Source organism: Stenotrophomonas rhizophila (assembly GCF_003651185.1).
Classification (GTDB): Bacteria; Pseudomonadota; Gammaproteobacteria; order Xanthomonadales; family Xanthomonadaceae; genus Stenotrophomonas; species Stenotrophomonas maltophilia_Z.
The window spans coordinates 191,225-206,155 of the sequence record NZ_RCDC01000006.1; the positions used below are offsets into that span (position 1 = coordinate 191,225).

The window sequence follows — 14,931 nt, forward strand, 5'->3', positions numbered from 1 at the left end:
GCGACCGGCCGTTGGCCGGGCGGCCTTCGCAAGCGACACCGTCAGCATCATTCGCATGAGCTATCGTCGTTCTGGCGCAGTGCGACTTGGATTGACCGCGCATTTGATTACACTTGAAACCTATTTTCGCGATCCCGGATACCCACCCATGAAGCTTGGTTCTTTGAAGGAAGGCGGCCGCGACGGCACCCTGATCGTGGTCTCGCGCGATCTGCGCCAAGGCGTGCGCGCCACCGGCATCGCCGTGACCCTGCAGCAGGCACTGGAAGACTGGAGTCACCTGGCGCCGCGCCTGAACGCGCTGTACGAATCGCTGAACGACGGCGACGCCGACGGCGTGTTCGATATCGACCTGCAGGCACTGGCCGCCCCGCTGCCGCGTTCCTATGAGTTCGTCGACGGCAGCGCCTACCTGCCGCACGTGGCCCGCGTGCGCCGCGCCCGTGGCGCCGAGGTGCCGGAAAGCTTCTACACCGATCCGCTGATGTACCAGGCCACCAGCGCTGGCTTTTACGGCCCGCGCGATGCGGTCAAGGTGGTCAGCGAGGACTACGGCATCGATCTGGAAGCCGAACTGGTGGTGATCACCGACGACGTGCCGATGGCCGTGACCCCGGAGCAGGCGGCCGGCCACATCCAGCTGATCGGCCTGGTCAACGATGTCTCGCTGCGCAACCTGATCCCGGGCGAGCTGGCCAAGGGCTTCGGCTTCCTCCAGTCCAAGCCGCGCTCGGCGCTGTCGCCGGTGTTCGTCACCCCGGATGAGCTGGGCGAGGCCTGGCAGGACAGCAAGGTCCACCTGCCGCTGGTCACGCACATCAATGGCACCTGGTTCGGCGCGCCGGAAGCAGGCGTGGACATGCAGTTCAACTTCGCCCAGCTGGTCGCGCATGCGGCCAGGACCCGCCCGCTGGGCGCCGGTGCGATCGTCGGCTCGGGCACCATCGCCAACGAAGACACCAGCAAGGGCGCCTCCTGCTTCGCCGAACAGCGCACCGTGGAAACCCTGCGCGACGGCAAGCCGAGCACCCCGTTCATGTCCTTCGGTGATGTGGTGCGGATCGAGATGTTCGACGCGGCCGGCGAGAGCATCTTCGGTGCGATCGAGCAGCGCATCGAGCAGGCGGCCAAGCCCTGATCGCGGGGGCGGAGACCGTCATGGAACCGATCGAACTCTTCAGTTACTGGCGGTCCAGCGCGGCCTACCGCGTGCGCATCGGGCTGAACCTCAAGGGCCTGCCGCACCGGATCACCCCGGTGCACCTGGTCCGCGAGGGCGGGGAGCAGCACAGCGCGGCCTATGCCGCGCTCAACCCGCAGGAACTGGTGCCGACGCTGCGCCATGGCGAGCGGGTGCTGCAGCAGTCGATGGCGATCCTGGACTACCTGGACGAGGTGTTTCCGGCCACGCCGTTGCTGCCCGGCGATGCCGAGGGCAGGGCGCGCGTGCGTGCGCTGGCCCAGCTGGTGGCCTGTGACATCCACCCGCTGAACAACCTGCGGGTGATGCAGTACCTGGAGCGCACCTTGCAGGCCAGCGCCGAGGCGCGCACGCAATGGACGCTGCACTGGATGGCGGAGGGGCTGGCGGCGATGGAAACGCTGCTGGCCGGCCATGCCGCGACGGGGACGTTCTGCCATGGCGAGCAGCCCGGGCTGGCCGATGCCTGCCTGGTGCCGCAGCTGTACAACGCGCACCGGTTCGGCCTGGGGCTGGCGCCGTACCCGACCCTGCAGCGGATCGAGGTGGCGTGCCTGGCGTTACCGGCATTCGACGCGGCGCGGCCGGAGAACCAGATCGACGCAGGGTGAGGGGCAGGCATCGACCGTTGCTCGATGCGCCGTGTCAATTGCCCCCACCAACGGTGGAGGCCTACACCGTCAGAACCCGTGCGTGATCGCCGGTGCCGAGCTGGCTGAGTAATCCGCGTACGGATCGTGCTCGTTGCCGCCCTCGGACAGCCGGAACTTCAGCGCCAGGCCATCGCGCGAGTCGGCCGCGCGCAGCGCTTCCTCCTGCTCGATGATGCCGTTCTTGGCCATCCGGAACAGGCACTGGTCGAAGCTCTCCATGCCTTCTTCCAGCGAGGCTTCCATCGCCGCCTTGATCTCGTGCACCTGGCCGCGGCGCAGCAGGTCGCGGATCATCGGGGTGTTGATCAACACCTCGGTGGCCGGCAGGCGACGCCCGTCCTTGCCCTTGACCAGGCGCTGGGACACGACCGCGCGCAGGTTCAGCGAGAGGTTCATCAGCACGTTGCGGTGCGCGCTCTCAGGGAAGAAGTTGAGGATGCGCTCGATGGTCTGGTCGGCGTTGTTGGAGTGCAGGGTGGCCAGGCACAGGTGCCCGGTTTCGGCGAAGGCGATCGCCGCTTCCATGGTTTCCGCATCCAGGATTTCGCCGATCAGGATGACATCGGGCGCTTCACGCATCGCGTTCTTCAGCGCGTGGTGGAAGGTATGTGTGTCCAGCCCGACCTCGCGCTGGTTCACGATCGACATCTTGTGCTTGTGCAGGTACTCGATCGGGTCCTCGATGGTGAGGATGTGCCCGGTCGTGGTGCTGTTGCGGTGGTCGATCATCGAGGCCAGCGAGGTGGACTTGCCCGAGCCGGTCGAGCCGACCACCAGCACCAGCCCGCGCGGGGTCATGATGACGTCCTTGAGCACCTGCGGCAGGTTGAGCTCTTCGATGCTGGGGATCTTGCTGCGGATCGCACGGATCACCATGCCGACCTCGCCGCGCTGCTTGAACACGTTGACGCGGAAGCGCCCGGCATCGGGCAGGGCAATGGCCATGTTGAGCTCGAGCTCGCGCTCGAACTGCGGGGCCTGGCCTTCATCCATCAACGAGTAGGCGATCTTCTTGACCATCCCGGGCGGCAGCCCGGTATTGCCCAGCGGATAGAGTTTCCCCTCGATCTTGATGTATACCGGTGCTCCGGTCGTCAAGAACATGTCCGACGCGTTCTTTTCGGTCATCAGCTTCAGGAAATAGCCGATATCCATGCGAAATGTTTCCCCAACAATCAGCGGCTTGCCATTGCAAGCGCACCGCAGGCTTCCGACAATGGCCGTGCACACAACTTCTGGCGACGGCACCCCCAATGAAACCTAGCTTCGCACAAATACGACGGGCCCTGTATGTGACGGTGTGCGCATTCGCGCTCTCTGGTGCCGCACAAGCGCAGGATGGCGCCCTGGAACTGATGCAGGCCCGGCAGGCGGTCGACAAGGCCACCCAGGCCGATGCCGACCAGTACGCCCCGGACCTGATCGCCGTGGCCCGCCAAGGGCTCGAGCAGGCCCAGCGTGCCGCTGGCGACCGCCGGGAGCGCAAGAACGCGCCGATGCTGGCCGTTCGCGCCACCGTCGATGCCGACCTGGCCCGCGCCCGCAGCGAAGAAGCCACCGCCACCGCCCAGCTGCAGCTGCGCCGCAATGAAGTCAGCCAGCTGCAGCGCCAGCTCGCCACCGGGGAAGACCGCTGATGATGTCCACCAAGATGCGCCTGCCCTGCCTGCTGCTGGCCGCCAGCCTCAGCCTGCCGCTGATGGTCCAGGCCGCCGACGACCCGGCCGTGGCCCAGCTGACCCAGCGCCTGATGGCGATCCAGGCCAATCCGGATGCGGCCCAGCTGGCCGCCTTCGAGCGCCTGCAGGCCCAGCAGGCCGTGGCCGATCTGGCCAAGGCCAAGCGCCGGGATCTGGACCAGGCCCGCTACCTGGCCGAGCGCCGGGTCGAGATCGCCGAAACCAGCGTCCGCGCCGCGCTGGCCCAGCGTGAGGTCGATCAGCTTGAACGCACCCGCAGCGAGCTGCTGATCGAAGCCAGCCGCCGCGACGCCCAGCGGGCCCGCCAGGAAGCCGAGCGCCTGCGCGTGCAGGCCCAGATCCAGGCCGAGGAAAGCGAACGCCTGCGCCAGGCGGCCGAACAGGAAGCCCTGGCCCGCCAGGACGCCGAAACCGCGCTGACCAGCGTGGCCGGCAAGCAGACCGCCCGCCTGAGCGCGGCCCAGCAGAACGCGGCCAAGCTGGCCCGCGAAGAAGCCGAGCTGGTGGCAGGCAGCAAGCTGCCGGGCTCCAAATTCGACAGCCGTGGCGAAGTATTCACCTTCAATGGCGACGCCTTCGCAGCCGGCAAGGGCAGCCTGTCCGGCGGCGCCAAGGGCCAGGCCAAGGCCTTGGCCGAGTACCTGAACATCGGCAAGAAGGGCCGGGTCCGGATCGAGGCGTACGACGCTGCGGCCGGTGTCGGGCAGCAGCGCGCCGAGGCGCTGCGCGATGCGCTCGTGGCTGCCGGTGTCAGTGCCAGCCGGCTGCAGGTCAGCGGCAAGAAGGCCGCCGCGACCAAGGCCCGCTCGGCGGAGGTCATCATCGCGCCCTGATGCCGGGCCGGTGCTGCGTCATGATCGGGGGTCATGACGCAACTGGTTGTTTTTGTTTAATTTTCGTTGTTCTGCGCGTTCAGCCTGAACCCCGCTTAGGCGAGGCCGACGATATCGTTTGAAAGGGTTGAACCGGCCCCGAAGCAAGCGTAGGGTCAGTTGTCCGGGTCGCCTTCCGCGGCCCGGACGATAGGAGGGCCGGCAATGCACCAGCGCCACGAATCACAGCAGTCGCAGGTCCAGGCGCTACTGGACGCCGCTGCGGGTTCGCAGGTCAGGGTTGCCCGTCACTCCGCCCCAAGCAGCGCCCCGTGCCGTCAGGCCGGGGCGTTCTTGTTTCTGCAGAAGCGATAGGAGGTTCATCATGTTTGAAGGTCAGCCCCAGAGCGATATCGACGCACGGCGCAAGCAGGATCCGGAATTCAAGGCGCTCTACGAACGGCACCAGAAGTTGAACAAGAAGTGCATGGATGCCGAGCTGGGTGTGCTTCCGATAGACAGCCTCACCCTGGGACAGATGAAGCGTGAAAAGCTGCTGGCCAAGCAGAGACTGGAACGGATGTACGCCTCCCCCGTGCACTGACCCCCCTTACCGCCCTACGTCGCGGGCGGTTCCGGTCTCCTCGTCGACCGGTGCCGTCCGCGCCGCTTATGAACGCGGCAACCTGACTTTCGCCGCCAACCGTCGGATAATCACCGGTCCGGCCGCCTTGCGGCGCGAATCGATGTGAACCGATGGCAATCCACTCCTCCGTACTCGAACTCATTGGCCAGACCCCGATCGTCAAGGCCCAGCGCCTGGATACCGGTGTCTGCGAGCTTTACCTGAAGCTCGAGAGTGCCAATCCCGGAGGATCGATCAAGGACCGCATCGGCCTGTCGATGATTGAAGCCGCCGAGCAGCGTGGCGACCTCAAGCCGGGCGCGACCCTGGTCGAGGGCACCGCCGGCAACACTGGCCTGGGCCTGGCGCTGGTCGCCCAGCAGAAGGGCTACAAGCTGATCCTGGTCGTGCCGGACAAGATGAGCCGCGAGAAGATCTTCAATCTCAAGGCGATGGGCGCCGAAGTGCGGCTGACCCGTTCGGACGTGGCCAAGGGCCACCCGGAGTACTACCAGGACATGGCCAAGCGCGTGGCCGAGGAAACCCCTGGCGCGTACTTCATCAACCAGTTCGGCAACCCGGACAACCCGGCCGCCCATGAATTCGGCACCGGCCCGGAAATCCTGGCGCAGATGGACGGCGACCTGGACGCGATCGTGTTCGGCTGTGGCAGCTCCGGCACCATGACCGGCCTGTCGCGCGCCTTCTCCACCCTCTCGCCGAAGACCGAACTGGTCCTGGCCGACCCGGTCGGCTCGATCCTGGCCGAGTACATCAATGACGGCGTGCTCAACGACAAGTCGGGCAGCTGGCTGGTGGAAGGCATCGGCGAGGACTTCCTGCCCTCGATCGCCGATTTCAGCCGCGTCACCAAGGCCTACGCGATCAGCGATGCCGAGAGCTTCCATACCGCACGCGAGCTGCTGGGCAAGGAAGGCATCCTCGGCGGTTCCTCGACCGGCACCCTGCTGGCCGCGGCGCTGAAGTACTGCAAAGAGCAGACCACCCCGAAGAAGGTGCTGGTGCTGGTCTGCGATACCGGCAACAAGTACCTGTCCAAGATGTACAACGACTACTGGATGCTGGACAACGGCTTCCTGGAGCGCCCGCAGTCGGGCGACCTGCGCGACCTGATCCTGCGCCCGTACGGGCAGCGCGACACCGTCGTGATCGGTCCTAATGATCTACTCACCACCGCCTACCAGCGCATGAAGCTCTACGACGTCTCGCAGCTGCCGGTGATGGACGGCGACCAGCTGGTCGGCATCGTCGATGAAAGCGACGTGCTGCTGCATGTGTACGGCGACGAAGCCCGCTTCCGCGACCCGGTTGCCACCGCGATGGTCAGCAAGCTGGATCGCCTGGACGTGAAATCCCCGATCGAGGCCCTGCTGCCGGTGTTCGACCGCGGCCAGGTCGCCATCGTCATGGACGGCGCCAATTTCCTCGGCCTGATCACCCGCATCGATCTGCTGAACTACCTGCGCCGGCGCGTACAGTAAGCGTCTGCGTCGCAATGAATTCCTGTTTATCCGCGTCAACGGCCGATTAAGCCGCCGCTGATAGACTTCCGCTCCTTTTGCGGAGCCCCCATGGGGGCTTCTATTGCTGGGAAACAACATGTCCGATCACGCTTCTTCCGGGCACGGCGACCGCTCGCTCGCCCTGGCCACGCTGGCGATCCATGGCGGCCAGTCGCCGGATCCGAGCACCGGCGCGGTGATGCCGCCGATCTATGCGACCTCCACCTATGCCCAGTCCAGCCCCGGTGAGCATCAGGGCTTCGAGTACTCGCGTACCCACAATCCCACACGCTTCGCCTACGAGCGTTGCGTGGCCTCCCTGGAAGGCGGCAGCCGCGGTTACGCGTTCGCCTCGGGCATGGCCGCCAGCTCCACGGTGATGGAGCTGCTGGATGCCGGCAGCCACGTGGTGGCGATGGACGATATCTACGGCGGGACCTTCCGCCTGTTCGAGCGCGTGCGTAAGCGCACCGCCGGCCTGCAGTTCAGTTTCGTCGACCTGACCGACCTGGCCGCGTTCGAGGCCTCGATCACCCCGCAGACAAAGATGGTCTGGATCGAGACGCCGACCAACCCGATGCTGAAGATCGTGGACATCGCCGCAGTCGCTGCGATCGCCAAGCGCCACAACCTGCTGGTGGTGGTGGACAACACCTTCGCCTCGCCGATGCTGCAGCGCCCGCTGGAGCAGGGCGCGGACCTGGTCCTGCACTCGGCCACCAAGTACCTCAACGGGCACTCGGACATGGTCGGTGGCATGGTCGTGGTCGGCGACAACGCCGAACTGGCCGAGCAGATGGCCTTCCTGCAGAACTCCATCGGCGCCGTGCAGGGCCCGTTCGACAGCTTCCTGGCGCTGCGCGGCCTGAAGACCCTGCCGCTGCGCATGAAGGCGCACTGCGCCAACGCGCTGGCCCTGGCCCAGTGGCTGGAAAAGCACCCGGCCGTGGAGAAGGTCATCTATCCCGGCCTGACTTCGCACCCGCAGCACGAGCTGGCGACCCGCCAGATGAACGGCTACGGCGGCATCGTCTCGATCGTCCTCAAGGGCGGTTACGCGGCGGCCAAGCGTTTCTGCGAGAAGACCGAACTGTTCACCTTGGCCGAGTCGCTGGGTGGCGTGGAAAGCCTGGTGAATCATCCGGCGGTGATGACGCATGCGTCGATTCCGGTGGAACGTCGGGAAAAGCTGGGCATCAGTGATGCGCTGGTGCGGCTGAGCGTGGGCGTGGAAGACCTGGGTGATCTGCAGGTGGATCTGGAGACGGCTCTGTCGGCCGGATCGGGCGGCGTCGGCTGAGATGGCCGATCCCACTGTCATGGTTCCGCTGCGCCATCGCCTGGTGCAGTGGGTGGTCAGCCAGGCCTGGTTGAGGGCGATATACCGGCTCGTGCCGGCCGCGCTGCGCAACCGGGTGACCGGGCGGCTGATGGCGCCCCCGGAGCCGGTGTACTGTCGCTTTGAGAATGAAGACCGCTGGGAACAGCGCCGGCACGCGGTTCCCGATGCGCCGGTGCACTTCTTCGGGCAGGCCGACCCCGCCTGGGCGGGACACGGTGTCAACGTGTTCGCCTACCTGCGCGGTCAATTCGGCCTGGCCGAGTGCGCGCGTCTGTACTCCCGCGCGCTGCTGGGGGCACGTTATCCCGCCGCGCTGGTGGACGTGGACATCAACTTGCCGCACGGTTGGAATGATCGCAGTCTCGACGCATACATCAGCGACGCGGCGCCACATCGGGTGCATCTGGTCTTCATCAATCCTGATTTCCTGGACGCTGCACTTGATCAGATTGGCAAGGCCCGCCTGGAGGGTGGCTACATCATTGCGTGCTGGTTCTGGGAACTTGAGAACATCCCCTCGACCTGGCTGCCGGCGCTGCAGCAGGTCGACGAAGTCCTAGTTGCATCGCGCTACGTCGGCGAGGCCTTCGCGCGGGTTACCGACAAGCCCATCCTGTGCGTTCCGCTGCCTCTCAGTGATGTCGGCGACAGTGGCCTGCAGCGCGAGGACTTCGGCATTGCGTCGGGCGACTTCGTGTTCCTGACTTCGTTCGACTTCAACTCCTACGTACACCGGAAGAACCCGTTCGCTGCGATCCAGGCCTTCCAGCAGGCGTTCCCGGCCGAGCGCAAGGGCGTGCAGCTGCTGATCAAAACCAGCAACGGTTATCGTCGCCCCGAGCGCCTGCAGCTGTTGCTGGACGCGACGTCGGGCGATCCGCGCATCGTGGTGCGCGACCAGGTGCTTGACCGCGCTGACGTGCAGGCGCTGCAGCGCTGCGCCGACGTCTATGTATCGCTGCACCATGCGGAAGGATTTGGCCTCGGCCTGGCCGAGTGCATGGCCCAGGGCAAGCCGGTCATCGGCACTGGCTGGTCCGGCAACATGGAGTTCATGGATGCCAAGAACAGCGCTCTGGTCGACTACACCTTGGTACCGGTCATGGAAGGCGAATATGCGCACCATGAAGGCCAGCGCTGGGCAGCGGCGGACGTGGTCGACGCGGCGCGCTGGATGCGCCGGCTGGCCGACGAGCCCCAGCTTGCTCTGGCCATGGGCGAACGCGCCCGTGAGTCGGTATTGCAGACGCTGTCGCCCGAACGCGCAGCGCGCGCGCTTATCGCCCGGATCGAACAGATCCACCAGCAGCGCGGACTGATCTCCACCCCGTCCACCGTTCCCCCCTCCCGCCAGGAAGGATCAAACTGATGCACAGCTATTCCGCCACCTTCAAGGACCTTCGTGAAGGTATCCAGGGGGCCAAAGTTTCATTCCATATTGCCAAGGGGGACATCCAGGCGCGCTACCGGCGCAGTGTGCTAGGGCCGTTCTGGCAGTCGCTGGCCACCGCCGTCGGCGTGGTCGGTCTGGGCCTGCTGTGGAGCCAGCTGCTCAACATTGACCGGGAAAAATTCATTCCTACCCTTACCGCCGGCCTGATCATCTGGCAGATGCTGGCAGGGGTACTGATCGAAAGCTGCGGGCTGTTCGTCCGGCAGGCGTCGATCATCCGTAACGTGGTCATGCCCTTGTCGGTCCATCCGATGAGCATCGTGATTCGCTATGTGGTCAACTTCGCGCACAGCCTGATCGTCTTCGTGATCGTGGCAGTGTTCATGAAGATCGAGGTGAACTGGAACACGCTGCTGTTCATTCCCGGCCTGCTGCTGGTCATGGCCAACATGCTCTGGCTCTCGTTCGCGTTCGGCGTGATGGGCGCTCGTTACCGCGACCTCGAGTACGGCGTGGCATCGATCATGCCGATGCTGTTCCTGATCAGTCCGGTCATGTACCGCTTGGAGAACCTTCCGTTCTCCTCGATGATCCTTGAGTTCAATCCCTTTACTTACCTGATCGAAGTGCTGCGCGCCCCGATGCTGGGTCACGTACCGTCCCTGACCACGTACGTGGTGTTGGTCGTCGGCGCTGTCGTCGGCTGGATCGTGGCGTTCTGGTTCCTGCACAAAGCCAAGCTGCGCCTGCCTTTCTGGATCTGATGATGACCGCCAAGCTCAATTTCGAGAACGTTACCCTCCGCTATCCCATCTACAACTCGCACAGCCTGTCGCTGCGCCGGAAGATGATGGGCATCGCCACCGGTGGCCGCCTGCAGGCCGGCAGTGGTCAGATTACCCAGGTCACCGCACTGGACAATGTGTCCTTCTCCCTCAAGCAGGGCGATGCGATTGGTATCGTCGGCCACAACGGCGCAGGCAAGAGCACTTTGTTGCGAACCATGGCCGGCATCTACACCCCGCTGGAAGGCCGTATCGAGCGCGTTGGCCGGGTCGCCACCATGCTCGAAGTCGGTGCCGGCATGGACCCGGAACTGTCCGGGTATGAAAACATCCGCCGGATGGGCTTGATGCTCGGGCTCACCCTGAAGGAAATCAACGCGCGCATTCCGGAAATCGAGGAGTTCACCGACTTGGGCGATTTCCTCCAGCTGGCGGTGCGCACCTATTCGGCCGGCATGGCCATGCGCCTGATGTTTGCCGTGGCGACCTGCACCACACCCGATATCCTGCTCGTTGACGAGGTTTTCGATGTTGGCGATGAAGCGTTCAAGGAGCGTGCTTCGGCGCGCATGCACAACTTCATCAAGTCCTCCCAGATCTTCTGCCTGGCCTCGCATTCGATGGACACAATCGCCGAATATTGCAACCGCGTATTCGTGCTCAACCACGGCACGCTTCGCGAAATCCCGGTCTCACAGCTGACAACGGAAGGTTATGGCATTGAATCTCAGGCTGGGTAACGCGGTCAGATCCGCGGCGGACAAGGCGGTGCAGTCGCGCGCCACCGACGGTTTCCTTGCGCCCGGGCAGGAGGTCGAGATCTCCAATGCTCGCTACTCGGGAACGGAGGCATTGACCATGCGCGGCTTCGCGGTTCCGGAGGAAGACGGCGTATGGTCAACCGCGGCAGTAGCCAGGGTGGACGTCCGCATGCGTGCTGCCAAGGTCAATCGGCGCTACCGCGTTGTGATAGGCGCCATGCTCTTCCAGGTGCCCGGTCATCGCGCGCTGGTGGCGATCAGCGTCAATGGCGGGCCGCCGAACCAGGTGCTTGGCAGCGGGGCCGGATGGATGCAGATCGAAGCCGATTGCCAACTTGGCAAAGTCGGTCGGTCACCGGGCGTTTCCATTGAGTTTCAGATCGCCAATCCGATGTCCCCCAACGCACTGAACATGGGCGATGATCATCGATTGCTGGGGCTTAAGCTCAGGTCCATTCGGATCGTGGACATCGGCCTTTCCGCGGGTGCTGAGTCGGACGAGGAGGAGGATGCTGCGCCGGTGGTCAACCCGTCGGGTGTTGACGTTCCCAGCGCTGCAGCAGTCGAAGAGCTGTCGCCGCCCCGCTCGCCGGGTGAGGTGATCCATGCGCTGGCCAGCCGTGGTCCCCTATGGCGAAAGGTTCTGATCGACAGGAATCCGCTGGTTCGAATCGCGCGCTGGATGCGTCGCGTCACGCGTTCACTGCAGGGAATGCAGCAGCAGTTGGACCTGATTCGCCTGGATTCCGCGCGGCAGACCCGCGAACTGGCCCAACGGGTCAGTGAGATTGAACTCGACGCGGCGGCCAAGCGGGCCGAACATGAGCGCGTCATGTCAGGCGGCGATGCCATCATGCAGCAGCTGCAGCAGAACCACGCGCGCCTGATGTCGATCGATACCGCGCGTGGGGACCATGCCCAGGGGCTAGGCGCGCTTGCGAGCAGTACGTCGGACTTGGCGCGCAATTACGACCAGTTCGTCGAAACACTGCGCAAGAAACAGCAGACCCAGCAGGCCCTGGTGGAAGCTTTCGACGCCGTGGATGCCCGCATGCGCACGTTGGACGAGCGTATGGCGCAGCTGCGCACCGATCACGAACGGCGGTTCGGGATGGGTGTGGGAGAGCTGACTGCCCGCCAGGCTGACCTTCTGGATCTCATGAATGCCGTCGACCACCGTTGGCGTGAATCCCATGCGGCGTTGCACGACTCGATGCAGAAAGTGGTTGATGTCTCCATAAGCAAGGGTCGTTCGAATGACGATGCTGCGGCACTGGCCAGGCTGGACGACCTGGTGCGTTCAATCGCCGTGGCCCAGACGGGGCTTGGCGAGAGTCTGCAGGAACAGGCCGATCAGCTAAGCAACCTGATTGCACACGGTGGCGCAGCTGACCCGGAGGCAGCCAGCCTGCCGGCGATGTTCATTGCCGCCCACGAAAAACTGGATGCAATCGGGTTGCAGACGGCACAAGCGGTAGACGTTCTGGTGGCTGCGCATGAAAAACTCGATGCCCAGCGTCGCGGGCTGGAAGCTTTGCCCGCGATGGTTTCGAGCCATGCCACAGGCAATAGGCGGGTGCTGCGTGCCCAGCATGGCTGGCTCATCGCGACCGGCTTCGGGTACTTCTCATGCGACGAGCACGATGACCTCTTGGCGATGTGCCTGGCGGAGTTCGGGGACGTGGAGCGGGGCCTTCGCCTCTTCCTGGAGGCAGTGCTCGCCCCCGGCGATTTCTTCGTGGACGTCGGCGCCAATATCGGCCTGCACACCGTGGTTGCGGCGCGTCGCGTCGGGAGGGAAGGACGGGTGGTAGCGGTGGAGGCGATGCCGCGTACTGTGCAGCATCTGCGTACGTCGCTGCGCCTGAGCGGAGTGGAGGATCGGGTCACGGTGTTCCCCTTCGCAGCAGGTGCCCGCGATGAGGTTGGTCACGCATTCCACATTGCATCTGTGGCAGGGCACAGCTCCCTGTATCCCCTGGATGAGGAAACCGTCGAAGAGGTACGGGTGGACATCCGGACCCTTGATGGATTGGTGCCCGCAGGTACGGTGAAGTTGGTCAAAATCGATGTCGAAGGGGCCGAGCTGGACGTCATTGCCGGCATGACCCGTTTGATCGAGCAGAATCCACACGTTGGCATCATTGCAGAATATGCGGAATCCCATCTCGCACGCGTGGGGACGGCGCCCGACCATTGGGAGCAGATGCGTGCCGAGCATGGGTTCGAGCTGTATCTCATCGACGACCTGAATGGGCACTGCCAGCGCCTCTCCGCGTTCGGAGAACTCGCGGGGCGAGTAAGTTCCAACATTCTGCTCTGTCGTGATGGCAGCGATGTGGCATGGCCCGGAATTCCCGGTCGGGCGGGCACATGACCAGGGTCGCCGTGGTGGGCGCCGGCGGGCATGCCAAGGTCATTATCGATCTTCTGCGCGCGGGAGGGCACGAGGTGGTTGCCTGCCTTGATGCCGGGCGGGAAGGCCAGGTTGTCAATGGGGTGCCCGTACTCGGTGCCGAGGCAGCCGTACTGCCCGTGCTGGCCGCCGATGGAGTTGCGGCTGCCTTCGTCGCGCTAGGAGATAACCGGCTGCGCCGCAAGGTGGCTGCAACAGTGGAGGCGATGGGCTTTGAAATCGTCAACGCCATTGGGAAAACCGCGGTCATCTCCCCGTCGGCGTCGCTGGGAAAAGGCTGCGCCATCATGGAAGGGACCGTGATCAATGCGGATGCGCGTATCGGCGATTTCGCTATAATCAATACAAATGCGTCAATCGATCATGATTGCCAGATTGGCGCATTCGCCCATATTGCCCCCGGTAGTGCGCTGGCTGGCACCGTGACGGTCGGTGACGCAGTGTTCATGGGGGTCGGTTCACGCGCGATCCCAGGGATCACCATTGCAGAAGGTGCCATCGTTGGCGCCGGCGCTGTGGTTGTCCGGGACATTGGCTCGCCAAGCACGTGGGTGGGAGTACCGGCCCGACAAATTTCGAAAAAGGATTGATCCAATGTTGTCGACAAAGCGGATCCCCGTTGCCGTTCCTAGTCTGAACGGAAACGAGAAAAAATATGTGAACGAATGTCTCGATTCGACCTGGATCTCATCGGCCGGCGAGTTCATTGGAAGGTTCGAGAAGAGTTTCGCTGACTTCTGCGGCGTCCGCCACGCTGTAGCCATCAACAATGGCACCACGGCAATTCACCTGGCTTTGGTGGCGCTGGGCATTGGCGAAGGTGACGAGGTTCTGATCCCGACCCTTACCTATATCGCCACCGCCAATGCTGTCGCCTACTGCAATGCGAAGCCGGTGCTGGTGGATTCCGAACCGGGCACGATGAACATTGACCCGGCTAAGCTCGAAGCTAAGATCACGCCCCGCACCAAGGCCATCATCGTGGTTCACCTGTATGGCCACCCGACGGACATGGGCCCGGTGATGGAGATCGCGCGCCGACACAACCTCAAAGTGATCGAAGACGCTGCGGAGGCGCATGGCGCCGAGTACAACGGCAAGCGTGTCGGTGGTATCGGCGACTGCGCAACCTTCAGCTTCTTCGGCAATAAGATTGTCACCACCGGCGAAGGAGGGATGGTAACCACCGATGACGACGATCTGGCCGCGCGCCTACGCCTGTATCGTGGGCAGGGCATGGATCCCAAGCGTCGTTACTGGTTCCCGGTGGTGGGTTACAACTACCGGATGACCAACGTCGCCGCGGCGATCGGGCTGGCGCAGATGGAGCGGATCGAAGAAGCGCTGGAAACGCGCCAGAAGATCGCAGGCTGGTACGACCAGGCCTTTGCCGCGCACACAAACATCATCGAACGCCCCGTGGTGGCCAGTTACGCCCACCACGTGTACTGGATGTATACCGTGCTGCTCACGGGACTGTCCGACGCCCAGCGCGATGAGGTCATGCGCCTCATGGATGCAGATGGCGTTGAAACCCGACCGGTGTTTTACCCGATGCACGTGCTTCCTCCCTACCTTCAGGACGGCGCCGAATTCGCAGTGGCCAATGACCACGCTGCGCGCGGCGTGAACCTGCCCACTCATGCCCAGCTGGACGCCGGGGACATCGAAAGGATTGTCGCCTCGCTGGTATCGGCCATCCGCCAAGCAGGTCGCTGAC

Annotated in this window: 14 protein-coding genes; 13 read left to right on the forward strand and 1 reads right to left on the reverse strand. The window is 64.2% G+C overall.

The window, feature by feature from the left end; genetic code table 11:
• Positions 1-148 precede the first annotated feature (148 nt).
• Together BCL79_RS15050 and maiA are read left to right on the forward strand one after the other, a co-directional pair.
• Entirely contained in the window at positions 149-1,138 is a 990-nt protein-coding gene (locus BCL79_RS15050; protein ID WP_121042521.1) for a fumarylacetoacetate hydrolase family protein, read from the forward strand.
• Positions 1,139-1,158: 20 nt separating this feature from the next.
• Positions 1,159-1,812, forward strand: a complete 654-nt coding sequence (gene maiA / locus BCL79_RS15055) for a maleylacetoacetate isomerase (RefSeq protein ID WP_121042523.1) — start codon at positions 1,159-1,161, stop codon at positions 1,810-1,812.
• Between the two features lie 69 nt (positions 1,813-1,881).
• On the opposite strand, the gene BCL79_RS15060 is transcribed toward maiA, so the two are convergent.
• Positions 1,882-3,009 (reverse strand): PilT/PilU family type 4a pilus ATPase, encoded by a 1,128-nt coding sequence (locus BCL79_RS15060; RefSeq protein ID WP_121042525.1) that lies wholly within the window; start codon positions 3,007-3,009, stop codon positions 1,882-1,884.
• A gap of 98 nt (positions 3,010-3,107) precedes the next feature.
• Between BCL79_RS15060 and BCL79_RS15065 the strand changes: the two genes are divergently transcribed.
• The 11 genes from BCL79_RS15065 (at position 3,108) to BCL79_RS15115 (ending at position 14,930) form a co-directional block, all read left to right on the forward strand.
• On the forward strand, positions 3,108-3,491 hold the full coding sequence (locus BCL79_RS15065; RefSeq protein ID WP_183073797.1) for a DUF4398 domain-containing protein: 384 nt from the start codon (positions 3,108-3,110) through the stop codon (positions 3,489-3,491).
• Positions 3,492-3,505: 14 nt separating this feature from the next.
• Positions 3,506-4,387, forward strand: a complete 882-nt coding sequence (locus tag BCL79_RS15070; RefSeq protein ID WP_121042843.1) for an OmpA family protein — start codon at positions 3,506-3,508, stop codon at positions 4,385-4,387.
• Between the two features lie 364 nt (positions 4,388-4,751).
• Positions 4,752-4,970, forward strand: a complete 219-nt coding sequence (locus BCL79_RS15075; RefSeq protein WP_121042527.1) for a YdcH family protein — start codon at positions 4,752-4,754, stop codon at positions 4,968-4,970.
• A 152-nt stretch (positions 4,971-5,122) separates the two neighbouring features.
• Entirely contained in the window at positions 5,123-6,493 is a 1,371-nt protein-coding gene (locus tag BCL79_RS15080; RefSeq protein WP_102788976.1) for a pyridoxal-phosphate dependent enzyme, read from the forward strand.
• Positions 6,494-6,611: 118 nt separating this feature from the next.
• Positions 6,612-7,814 carry a cystathionine gamma-synthase gene (locus BCL79_RS15085; protein ID WP_121042529.1) on the forward strand — a complete coding sequence of 401 codons (1,203 nt, stop codon included), beginning with the start codon at positions 6,612-6,614 and terminating at the stop codon, positions 7,812-7,814.
• Between the two features lies 1 nt (position 7,815).
• A complete protein-coding gene (locus BCL79_RS15090) occupies positions 7,816-9,225 on the forward strand; it encodes a glycosyltransferase family 4 protein (protein ID WP_121042531.1) in 1,410 nt (469 codons plus the stop codon).
• A complete protein-coding gene (locus tag BCL79_RS15095; protein WP_121042533.1) occupies positions 9,225-10,013 on the forward strand; it encodes an ABC transporter permease in 789 nt (262 codons plus the stop codon). Before BCL79_RS15090 ends, BCL79_RS15095 begins: the two co-directional genes overlap by 1 nt.
• A gap of 2 nt (positions 10,014-10,015) precedes the next feature.
• Positions 10,016-10,774, forward strand: coding sequence for an ABC transporter ATP-binding protein (locus BCL79_RS15100; RefSeq protein ID WP_121042535.1), 759 nt, complete (start codon positions 10,016-10,018; stop codon positions 10,772-10,774).
• Positions 10,749-13,172, forward strand: coding sequence for an FkbM family methyltransferase (locus tag BCL79_RS15105; RefSeq protein ID WP_121042845.1), 2,424 nt, complete (start codon positions 10,749-10,751; stop codon positions 13,170-13,172). Before BCL79_RS15100 ends, BCL79_RS15105 begins: the two co-directional genes overlap by 26 nt.
• Entirely contained in the window at positions 13,169-13,801 is a 633-nt protein-coding gene (locus BCL79_RS15110; RefSeq protein WP_121042537.1) for an acetyltransferase, read from the forward strand. The genes BCL79_RS15105 and BCL79_RS15110 overlap by 4 nt, the downstream gene beginning before the upstream one ends.
• A 4-nt stretch (positions 13,802-13,805) precedes the next feature.
• A complete protein-coding gene (locus BCL79_RS15115; protein WP_121042539.1) occupies positions 13,806-14,930 on the forward strand; it encodes a DegT/DnrJ/EryC1/StrS family aminotransferase in 1,125 nt (374 codons plus the stop codon).
• The last annotated feature ends 1 nt before the right edge of the window (position 14,931 follow it).